Source organism: Paenisporosarcina sp. TG20 (genome assembly GCF_000286315.1).
GTDB lineage: Bacteria > Bacillota > Bacilli > Bacillales_A > Planococcaceae > Paenisporosarcina.
Window position 1 is genome coordinate 1 of the sequence record NZ_ALJG01000229.1, and the last position, 11,739, is coordinate 11,739.

5 protein-coding genes are annotated in these 11,739 nt (G+C 38.2%); all 5 read left to right on the forward strand.

The window, feature by feature from the left end:
* Nucleotides 1-365: 365 nt before the first annotated feature.
* The 5 genes from B371_RS0105270 to B371_RS0105290 all read left to right on the forward strand — a co-directional run bounded on the left by B371_RS0105270 (nt 366) and on the right by B371_RS0105290 (nt 11,179).
* Nucleotides 366-6,071 carry a pullulanase gene (locus B371_RS0105270; protein WP_019413259.1) on the forward strand — a complete coding sequence of 1,902 codons (5,706 nt, stop codon included), beginning with the start codon at nt 366-368 and terminating at the stop codon, nt 6,069-6,071.
* 735 nt (nt 6,072-6,806) lie between these two features.
* Nucleotides 6,807-7,541, forward strand: a complete 735-nt coding sequence (locus tag B371_RS0105275; RefSeq protein ID WP_019413260.1) for an AAA family ATPase — start codon at nt 6,807-6,809, stop codon at nt 7,539-7,541.
* Nucleotides 7,542-8,145: 604 nt separating this feature from the next.
* On the forward strand, nt 8,146-8,877 hold the full coding sequence (locus B371_RS0105280; RefSeq protein WP_019413261.1) for a phosphatase PAP2 family protein: 732 nt from the start codon (nt 8,146-8,148) through the stop codon (nt 8,875-8,877).
* A 62-nt stretch (nt 8,878-8,939) separates the two neighbouring features.
* Nucleotides 8,940-9,851: a metallophosphoesterase gene (locus B371_RS0105285; protein ID WP_019413262.1), complete on the forward strand. Its 912-nt coding sequence runs from the start codon at nt 8,940-8,942 to the stop codon at nt 9,849-9,851.
* A gap of 335 nt (nt 9,852-10,186) precedes the next feature.
* The gene (locus B371_RS0105290) at nt 10,187-11,179 is read left to right on the forward strand and encodes a macro domain-containing protein (protein WP_019413263.1); all 993 of its coding nucleotides are present in this window, start codon (nt 10,187-10,189) and stop codon (nt 11,177-11,179) included.
* Nucleotides 11,180-11,739 lie beyond the last annotated feature (560 nt).

Genomic DNA, 11,739 nt, shown 5'->3' on the forward strand with positions numbered 1-11,739 from the left:
CCGGAAGGGAAACGTTGATAAATCAACGTTTCTATACGTGAAAAGTCGGTTTTTGATGTGTTTTTATCAAAAACTGATGAAAGTCGGGCTAACAACTAATTCTGAATAATCTAATTTGCTTATTGCAGTTTACTGAAAATTCCTGTAATATTTTTCATGTAAATATAAATGCAAGCGCTTGCATAATTTCCATCCATGATTACAATCAGCTAGATTACCTTCTTATCATCGTGTGATGCAAGTGATTTCATCTATTTGCGCAAACGGTTTCACATCAACTAAGTGGATGATGTCTATTTGGAGAAAGGAGGATTCCTAGAATTAATCTACTACTCTACTAGAAGAGACAAAGGAGGAAACAGTGAGTGAAAATAACAAAAAATAGTAAACGTAAATTTTCGGTTTTTATGGTGTTGATTATGGTGTTGAGCTTATGGTTACCTTTTATACCAGCGAAACAAGCACTTGCCACAGATTCTATTAATACGATTGAAAATGATATTGTTCAAATAGCGGAGTCTACTGAACCTCATGTACGTTTCACTTATATACGCGAAGATCAAACGTATGGGGATTGGAATATTTGGGCATGGAATACAGGTGTAACAAATGATCAAATCAATTTTGAATCGTATGCAGGCGGCGTGGCAACTGTAAATATTGCCGTTGCTCCTGAAACTGAACAATTTGGATTTGTGCTCCGTAGTACAGAGGACTGGAATACCGCAGAAAAAGAGTTTGGGGATCGCTTTATTAAAGTGAATAACAATGATTCACTTACAAAAGCTTATATTACAAGTGGTGTCGAGGAAATTAGAATTGTTCCTGATGGCTCAGCTCCTGTTATTGACCAAGGGAACGCGACGTTTTATTACCGTGATAAAATCCTTTTCACTAGCGATGAAATGGACACGATTGAAAAAGTAGAGTTAAAGTTTGGTGGACAAACGAATGATATGACCTATGAGCCAGAGAATGAGAGATTTGTATATTCATATAACAACATTCCAAATGGTGAAACAGCATACACATATCTTGTAACAAAAGATGGCGTCACAACTGAAGTGAGTGATCCTTACAATACAGTCGATGGAGTTTCGAAGATTGAATTCCTTCAAGCTGATTTGACGGTTTTAGGTTCAGTAGAACCAGCAGCTATTGACTACAATCAAAATGCTGTATTATCTGTTGATATTCAAGGATTGACAGACGATCTTTCAATTAGCAAAATCTTTGCAGATGCTTCTTCTTTAGGCGAATCAAATCAATTGGAGATTGATTCATCCTTAAAAGAGATTGCTATTGCAGTAGATGACGACATTACAGCTGGTACCAAAGTCATTCCATTAACAGTGGTTGATTCTTTTGGAAATACACATGAAGGATCAGCAGAAGTAGAAGTTAAAACGAGACAATCGACAGGAGAGTCTGATTTTGATTGGGACGAGTCTGTGATTTACTTTATGTTAACAGACAGATTCTTTGATGGTGATGAGAGTAACAACGATCCTTATGATCTTAACTATGACACCAATTCACGTGGTACTTACCAAGGTGGCGATTTGAAAGGGATTACGACAAAACTAGATTATCTAGATAATCTCGGTGTCAACACAATTTGGATTAGCCCAATTGTAGAAAATATAAAATATGATGTCCGCTCTGCTGAAACGAATGGTACATCTGTTGACCCGTACTTCGCCTATCATGGCTACTGGGCGAGTAATTTCGGGGAATTAAATCCGCACTTTGGAACAATGGAAGATTTCCATGAGTTAATTGATGCTGCTCATGACCGTGATATGAAAATCATGGTGGATGTAGTGTTAAATCATACAGGCTATGGCTTAAAAGAAATCGATGGAACAATAGCAAACCAGCCTGCAGGTTTCCCAACGGATGAGGATCGATCTAGATTTAGCGATATTGTCCGTCAAGGCGCAGATGTTGGAACGGATGAGGTTGTTGGTGAATTAGCTGGACTTCCTGATCTTAAAACTGAAGACCCCGCAGTTCGTCAGCAAATCATTGATTGGCAAACAAGTTGGATTGATGATGCTACGACAGCTAAAGGAAACACGATTGACTACTTCCGGGTAGATACCGTAAAGCATATTGAAGATGCAACTTGGATGAAGTTTAAAAATGCGTTAACTGACAAGATGCCTGAGTTTAAGATGATTGGTGAAGCTTGGGGTGCAAATGTTGATAATAACCTAGGCTACCTTGAAACAGGCATGATGGATTCTTTATTGGACTTTGAGTTTAAAAATACAGCTCGTACATTTGTAAATGGCGATCTAGAAGCTGCAAATGACGCGCTTATTACTCGAAATGGAAAAGTTGATAATACCGCAACATTTGGCCAATTTTTAGGCAGTCATGATGAAGATGGATTCCTTTATTCATTAGCTGGAGATGAAGGCAAGCTGAAAATTGCCGCATCCCTTCAAGCAACTGCAAAAGGACAACCAGTTATTTATTACGGGGAAGAACTTGGTCAAACTGGAGCCAATAACTACCCGCAATACGATAACCGCTATGACTTTGCTTGGGATCAAGTAGAAAATAATGATGTATTAGATCACTACACAAAGATTCTTAACTTTAGAAGTGAGCATTCAAAAGTTTTTGCTAAAGGGGAAAGAATATCTTTAGGAGGTTCTGATACAGATAAATTCTTATTATTCTCACGTGACTATAAAGATCAATCTGTATATGTCGGATTGAACGTTGCTGAAGACACAACAGACGTAACATTAACGGTTGATTCACAAGATGCTGTTGTAACTGATCATTACTCTGGAGAGGTTTACACGGCAAATGAAACTGGAAAAATGATTGTACCACTTCCTTCGATAACTGATGGGGGTACTGTCTTATTGACAGTTGAAGGTGGAAATATTACGGGTGCGGTCGCTACAGGAGACAGTGTAGAAGCAGTTGAACCAGTTCCTGCGAATAATATTCGTATTCACTATAACCGCACGGACAATATATATGAGAACTATGGAGCATGGTTATGGAACGATGTAGCTTCACCTTCGGCTAACTGGCCAGTGGGTGCAACTATGTTTGAAAAAACGGATAGTTATGGAGCATACATTGACGTTCCGCTAACTGACGGTGCAAAAAATATTGGCTTCCTTGTTATGGATATAACAGCTGGTGACGCTGGTAAAGATGGTGGAGACAAAGGCTTTACGATTTCTTCGCAAGAGATGAATGAAATTTGGATTAAGCAAGGTTCAGATCAAGTATATACGTACGAACCAGTTGATTTACCAGAAAATACTGTGCGTATTCACTACACTCGTGACAACTCAGACTACGATAACTTTGGCATTTGGAACTGGGGCGATGCAGCAGCACCTTCTGCTAATTGGCCAACAGATGCAGCAGACTTTGACGGGGTTGATCGTTATGGCGCATATGCGGATATCGAACTGACAGAAGATGCAAAGGAAATTGGTTTCCTAATCGTCAATCAAGCCACACAAGAAAAAGATGGTGGAGATAAATCATTCAACTTACTAGATAAGTATAATCATTTATGGATCAAGCAAGGCGATGATACCGTCTATATTTCTCCTTATGAGGAAGTAGCATCTGGAATTGTTTCAGGTGAGATTATCTCCGAAGATACGATACTACTCGGCTTCACGATGACAGATGGTTTAACTTCTGAAAGCTTACAAACAGGGTTAGCTATTAAAGATGCTGATGGAACAGCAATTCAAGTTGACAGTGTTGAAATCACTGGAGATAAAACGGTTGAGGTAAAAGCAACATTCGAGTTAGATAAACTACCATTGTCTATTACGTACTCAGGCACAACGGTTTCAGCAACTTCAGGCTGGAGAATGCTTGATAAGATGTATGCATATGATGGCGACGATCTTGGTGCAACATACAAAGATGGACATGCGACACTTAAATTTTGGGCACCAACAGCAAGAAAAGTAGTGGCGAAATTCTATGATAAAGATGATGCTGCTGTTGCAATTGGCAGTGTGGAGTTAACACTCGGCGAGCAAGGGGTCTGGTCAAAAGACATCAGCCCGAGTGAACTGGCTGTTACTGATCTTAAAGGCTACTACTATCAATACGAAGTAACAAATGATGGCGTAACGAAAAAAGTATTAGACCCTTATGCGAAATCGATGGCAGCATTTACGGTTAATACAAAAGGTGTAGCAGGTCCTGACGGCGATGACGTTGGTAAAGCAGCTATCGTTGATTTAAGCGGTACAAACCCAAAAGGATTTGATCATGCTTCAATTGATGGCTATGAAAAGCGTGAAGATGCAGTGATTTACGAGGTTCACGTTCGAGACTTTACGTCGGATCCTTCAATAGAAAAAGATTTAAAATCAAGATGGGGTTCCTATAAAGGGTTTATTGATAAGCTCGATTATATTAAATCTCTAGGTGTCACACATGTTCAATTACTACCCGTCATGGCTTGGTATTATGGCGATGAAACGAAGGCAGGCGAAAGAGAACTTACCTATTCAGCAGGTGGCAATGAATACAATTGGGGTTACGACCCTCATAATTACTTCTCACCAGATGGTGCGTATTCAGAGGATGCTACAGATCCTGAGCTACGCGTTAAAGAGCTGAAAGAATTAATTGATGCAATCCATGATGCTGGAATGGGCGTTGTGTTTGATGTTGTATATACACATATGGCTAAAGCCAGTGCATTAAATGACATTGTGCCAAATTACTATGCGTATCAAGACGCTAAAGGCAACTTCCTAGGAGGTTTTGGCAACAACCTGGCAACAAGTCACACAATGGCTGAAAAGCTAATGGTCGATTCAGTGGAATATTGGTTTGAAGAATACAAGATTGATGGTATGAGATTTGATATGATGGGTGACGCAACCTATCCATCTATTCAAAATGCTTATAATGCTGCCGCTTCAGTAAATCCTGATGCTTTATTTATTGGCGAAGGTTGGAGAACATTTGCAGGTCATATAGCTGATCCGTCACTTGCCGGAATGGGTGCAGATCAGGATTGGATGGATAAAACAAACGATGTTGGGGTATTCTCTGACGAAATCCGTAATGAACTGAAATCTGGTTTCGGTTCAGAAGGAGAGCCAAGATTTTTAACGGGTGGCGCAAGAGATGTTCAAACGATTTTCAATAACATTAAAGGACAGCCTTCGAATACGTCCGATGATGATCCGGGTGATATGGTCCAATACATCGCAGCACATGACAATTTGCCTTTATATGATGTCATTGCTCAATCCATTAAAAAGGATCCGGCAATTGCTGAAAACAACCTGGAAATTCATAAACGCATTCGACTTGGAAACTCCATGATTTTAACATCTCAAGGTACGGCGTTTCTCCATGCAGGCCAGGAATATGGCAGAACGAAGCAATGGTTAGCTGAAGGAGTACCCGAACAGAAATATCATGAATTTAAAGATGTTGATGGGAATCCATTTGGTTATTTCATCCATGATTCCTATGACTCTTCAGATGCCATCAATAAATTTGATTGGGAGAAAGCAACGAACAAAAAAGAATATGCAGTCAATACAACAACTAGAGAATTCACACAAGGCTTAATTAACTTAAGAAGATCAACAAATGCCTTCCGCTTAGGTGAAAAAGAGTTGGTTGATACAAATGTTTCGTTACTCAAGTTCCCTGAAGTGAAAGATTCCGACTTAGTCATTGCGTACGAAAATGTTTCAACCGATAAAACGGGCAATTACTATGTGTTTGTCAATGCAGATAACAAAGCCCGCACGTTAACATTGGGAGAATATAATTTCTCTGACGGTGTGATTTTAGTGGACAATGATGAAGCGAGTACTAAAAAAGTTTCTAAAGAATCGGGCTTTACTTTATCAAAAGAGACCTTAACGATCGATCCGTTAACAACGATTGTGATTAAGTTAGATAGAAAGGCAACAGAAAAACCAAAGAAAGACAAGAAAGAAAAGAAACCAAAGGGAGGAAATAAAAAGGGGTCTGGTGCATCTGTACCAGCTGCACTTCCGACAGCCGGAAAACCTAAAATGATGAAGATTTCGGCTTGAATTTGGAACCTATGAGGAACATTGAAGTCTTACACAGGTACGGTAGAGTCTGTGAAACCCTTCTATTAAATAACGTAGAATAATCCTTTAAAGTTAGCAAAAGGCCGCCGAAATATCATCTTCGGCGGCTTCTTTTATAAGCAGTAAGTGTCCATTCCCTAGTAAACCAAAATAAAAGACCAATGCATGTTTAGGTTGCAGGCGAGAAACGGATACACGATTGCCTAATAGAAAGAAGAATCGCGATGTGACAAGGTCACATCACGATTTTTGCGTTCTTTAGGTTATGATGCAGCAGGTTTTCCGTACGAAGCTAGCTGAAAATCATAATTTATATATTGGTCAGATTTCGACCTTGGAAAATCGCGTCCCAGGGATGGAACAATTAGAGAAATAGTGATGATGAAACTCATTATAAATCAAGACTTCCCGCCCTTCAAGCATCGATGATCCGGAATATACGGTGGATGGCGCGATACATTATGCAGTCATAATACGCCTGCGATACGCAATTGTCATCGACAAAGGTCACATCGTTGATAAGCATGTTACTGATTTCAGAGAATCTAGAGGGTTGTTGGTTCAATAGAACTGTGGCGAATTTGATTCTTCTATAAGATAAACATGCGAAGACTTGCAAAAATTATAGAGACAAAGTCGTACTAAGGATGATAACAATGTTAATATGAATTCATACAAAATTAGAAACATGTAAAATCATAGGAGTTTGATCGAATGTCTCTACGTAGTGTAACCATTAAAAAAGATAAGGTTAATAATAGGTTGTATCCTTTTTCCATTCCTTCAATTAAAGCGTCTAATTCAATTTTCTTTACTAGTGAAGTAACTTTTTTTGTGGGAGAAAACGGGTCTGGAAAATCTACTTTGCTTGAAGCTATAGCCTACCAGTGTGGATTTAATACTGCTGGAGGTGGGCGAAATAATATGTATGAAATAGAATCTTCGAACTCTACGTTAGGAGAACATATTCGACTTTCGTGGCTCCCAAAGATTAACCAGGGATTCTTTTTAAGAGCCGAGAGTTTCTATCATTTTGCTTCATACTTAGACCAATTATCTAAAGATAGTCCTGATATTTTTAGAAGTTATGGTGGTAAATCCTTGCATGAACAATCCCATGGGGAAGCTTTCTTTAATTTATTTAACAATAGATTCGGACAAAAAGGTATTTATTTATTAGATGAACCTGAAGCGGCCTTATCTCCATCACGTCAGCTGGCGTTATTGAGAATAATAAGGGAGTTAGTAAAAGATGGAAACAGTCAGTTTATTATTGCCACACATTCACCAATATTATTAGGTTACCCAGAATCACAAATATTGAATTTTGATACTTCACCCATCGCTGAAGTCGAATACGAAGATACCGATCATTACCAGGTAATGAAAGGTTTTTTGAACAGGAAAGAACAATATTTAAAGGAATTGTTTAAAGAGGATACTGAATAAATTTACATTTCTTAAAAAGATGTTCTATCAAATCAAGCAGACAATAATGTTGAAACTTATCTCCCAGCTGGTTTAATAGCAATAATCCACTTACTTACCCGCTTGCTAGGGGGTGTCGAGCGACGGTTGTATCACAAACTTGTCTAGCTAAAAGCCCACTGCTTCTTTAGCGGTGGGAGTGTCAGATTCAGGATGCCCGATATTGTAACTCTTATTGTCATAACTAACGCGGTACCCCTAAATTTTATAGAAAGTTCAAAAGCAGCCGAAATTTCATCTTCGGCTGCTTATTTAAATTAATGAAACCAGACTCTTCTTTCATTCCACAAAACGGGTTGTCAATGATTTGCACTTGACATAAATTTCTTGCATGTATGAACGGAATAGAATGAATCTATGATTTGGAACCTGTGAGTAAATGATAATCGTTTAGAATAGAAAAGTCTCAGTAGGGCCGATTTTCATCTTCGCCCGTTTATTTTTGATATCACTAGATCACATTTACATATTTTCTATTAATATGAACTAATCAAATGTTTAAATGTTATAGAACTGGCAATCTACTAATATAGACTTTTATTTAGTAGAGAAAGGAGTGAGATAGATGGACGAGCAGCAGAAATTAAAGAAAGTTGGTTTTCCATTTGTACTTCTTCTAATTGGGCTAGGAATAGCTACCTTATTCAGTTACACTTTTTTAGAAATTGCAGAAGGTTTAATGGAGAACGAAATTGAAACTTTTGATTCTGCTATTATTTCAACTTTAAAAATAATTGAATCAGGAATAGTAGATCAATTTTTTGTATTTATAACAGAGCTTGGTTCGGTGTGGTTCTTAACCTCCATGTCAATATTGCTCATTCTTACACTCTGGTTAACTAAAAAAGATAAATGGGGAATCATCTTTTTTATCTTGGCCATAGGTGGAGGGGGCATTCTCACTCAGATATTTAAGCATTATTTCGGAAGAGAAAGACCGTCGATTAATCCTGAGATTGATGCAATTGGGTATAGCTTCCCTAGTGGTCATTCGATGGGATCCCTCATTTTTTATGGGTTCGTCATATATTTTGTTGCAAGAACCAAGCTTTCAAGAAAAATGAAATGGATTTTTGCAATTCTTGCAGGTATCTTAGTACTCTTGATTGGAATTAGCCGCATTTACTTAGGAGCCCATTTCCCAAGTGATGTCGTATCAGGTTACATGGCAGGAGGAGTTTGGATGATCGCTTGTATTATTTCCGTAGAATGGATGATATGGAGAAGTCGGAGTGATATACGTCCATTGGATTTTTTTCGCAAATTTTTAGGAGATACGATTAATAGAACGAAATAGAAATGCTAAATGCACATCTTGTTATTTAGGGGAAAATAATCTAAGAAAGTGGAGGAATGATGATGATTAAAAAGGCATTAAAAATAATAGTCATTTCCAGTAGCATTTTTCTTGGAGTGCTGGTCATTTGGGGACTTATCGAACCATACTATATCAATGTTGAAAAAGAAGAAGCATCTATTCCAAATCTTCCTGAATCTTGGAAAGGCGAAGAAATTGCAGTAGTTGGGGATTTTCAGGTTGGAATGTGGATGGATAACTCGTATACGGTTGAACGGGTTGTAAACCAACTAGTTGAGATGGAACCGAAGGCAGTTCTAATCACTGGAGACTTCATTTACCATACTAAAGGAGATACAGATCATGAAATAGAAAAGGTTCAAGACCTTCTCCGTCCCTTAGCTGAATCAAGTATTCCTGTTTTTACTGTCCTCGGAAACCATGACTATGAAATGGACAAAAAAACAAAAGAACCAAATCTTGTAGTGGCCGAGAAATTAACTAGTTCATTAGAAGACATTGGAATAACAGTAATGGAAAATGAGTCTGTTCCACTAACCCTTTCAGAGGATGAGGTTGAAGTTGGTACACCATCGAACAATTCACTTTTTCTCGTCGGAATCGGGTCAACATGGCCTGGATTTTCTAGTCCCACTATTGCATTTGATGATGTTCCCGAGGAGGCTCCTCGAGTAGTATTGGCTCACAATCCAAAAGAGTTTGAGTCGTTCATTGCTAATTCAGCACCACTTACCATATCGGGCCATACGCATGGTGGTCAAATAAGGATTCCTATCACACCTGATTGGTCATATTTATCAATGGTTAAGGACGGTAAAACTCATCCCTACGGTTGGTTTGACCAAAATGGTACGGAAGGAAACCATCTATATGTAAATCCGGGAATTGGATTTAGTGCTCTACCACTACGGATTAATGTGCCACCTGAAATTACTCTCTTTACCTTGAAATAGTATGCATATATGGCTATGCCTAACTGTTTTTATCGTCTCGATTTGATGACACTTTTAAACTTTTTTCCAAGCCTACCCATATTAAAGACATCTTCAATCAGCTTTTAGCATGATTGAAGGTGTCTTTTGTATGAATACATGTCTTCAGTTGCTTATTCGCTGAAACTCTATAGAAAACTCAAAAGCAGCCGAAATTTCATCTTCGGCTGCTTATTTAAATTAATGAAACGAGACTCTTCTCTCATTCCCCAAGACGGTGTACAGTATTTCTTACATATATGGACAGAATAGATTAATATGAAGAGAGAGTTATTAATGGAAGGAGATTTCCAATCATGCCTTTAGAAATTGTCAGAAACGATATAACAAAAATGAATGTAGATGTAATCGTCAACGCTTCAAACTCAGAACTACAGATGGGTGGAGGTGTTTCAGGGGCTATTTTCAAATCGTCCGGAGCTCAAGTGTTGCAGGAGGCATGCGATGTAATTGGTAATTGCTCAGTTGGAGAGGCCGTTTACACAAAAGGTTTCCAGCTACAGGCAGAATACATTATCCATACGGTTGGACCAGTTTGGAGAGGGGGGAGTCATAGCGAGGAAAAACTTCTTCAGTCTTGTTATGAAAAATCCTTGGCACTCGCTGCTACTCTTAATTGTGAGTCAATTGCATTTCCACTCATTTCTTCAGGCATTTATGGATATCCGAAGGAACGGGCTTTACAGGTTGCGATTTCTGCCATCCATGAATTTTTAATGGGGCATGAGATGTACGTATACATCGTCGTTTTTGATAATGAATCATTTGGGTTCAGTGAAAAACTATCTAAGTCTATTCATCAGTATATCGACGAGCATTATGTGGAAGAACATGAGATTATGTACTCGCGAAACCAACTAAAATTTGAGTCAGAGATTCATCAATTGCCGGATATATTGGAAGAATCTATACAGGAGAATAGAAGCCTTGTGGATGTGTTGGACCAAATCGATGAATCCTTTTCAGAGAGGCTTTTACGTTTTATTGATGAAAAAGGGATGACAGATACAGCAACCTATAAAAAAGCGAATCTGGATCGCCGACTATTTTCGAAAATTCGGAGTTCACCTGGCTATACACCACAGAAAAAAACAGCTATTGCTTTTGCTATTGCCTTAGAATTAAATCTGTATGAAACGAAGGATTTACTGGAAACTGCTGGCTATACTCTATCCAGAAGTAGTAAATTCGATGTTATCATTCAGTTTTTCATCGAAGAAAAGAACTACAATATTTACGAAATAAACGAAGCGTTGTTCACATTTGATCAGGTGTTGCTTGGGGCATAATTTTTCGTTTAGTTTTTTATAGGCTTCTATTTAAATCTAATGATTTCCGTTACAGGCGGACGCTTTCCGCGGGCGGTCCGTGAGCCTCCTCTTCGCAAGCTCATGCGGGGTCTCACCGAACACGCTTATCCCGCTGGAGTCGCCGCCTTCCACTACAATCATTCTTCTTTTAAAAATTAACAGTGATAACAATATAAAAATAAATAAAAAATTCGGTTTATCTTATAAAAAGAAAGTACCAAAACCTATATAGGATGATTTTTTATATACAACCCAAATATTACTAACCAAGAATATATTACTGAACAAAGTTCACTTCCACTGACAGGAAATTTGCGTTTCTAAAAAAGGAAATCACACTTCACATTAATCGAATTAACGAGAGTCACATCAAAGAAATACCTAGCATGTTAGTCTCTATATACTAAAAACACCATGAGTACTGGGTTCATGGCACAGTAATTTTGTATACTTTCTTATATTTTAAGAAAAACCGGGCAAAGTACGCCCGGTCCTTTAATAAGATAGGCTTCTATTTAAATCTAGTGATTTCCGTTTCA

Coding starts and splice junctions, on each gene's coding strand:
- B371_RS0105285 (WP_019413262.1), top strand. CDS start 8,940: ATGATTAAAAAGGCATTAAAAATAATAGTCATTTCCAGTAGCATTTTT.
- B371_RS0105275 (WP_019413260.1), top strand. CDS start 6,807: ATGTCTCTACGTAGTGTAACCATTAAAAAAGATAAGGTTAATAATAGG.
- B371_RS0105280 (WP_019413261.1), top strand. CDS start 8,146: ATGGACGAGCAGCAGAAATTAAAGAAAGTTGGTTTTCCATTTGTACTT.
- B371_RS0105290 (WP_019413263.1), top strand. CDS start 10,187: ATGCCTTTAGAAATTGTCAGAAACGATATAACAAAAATGAATGTAGAT.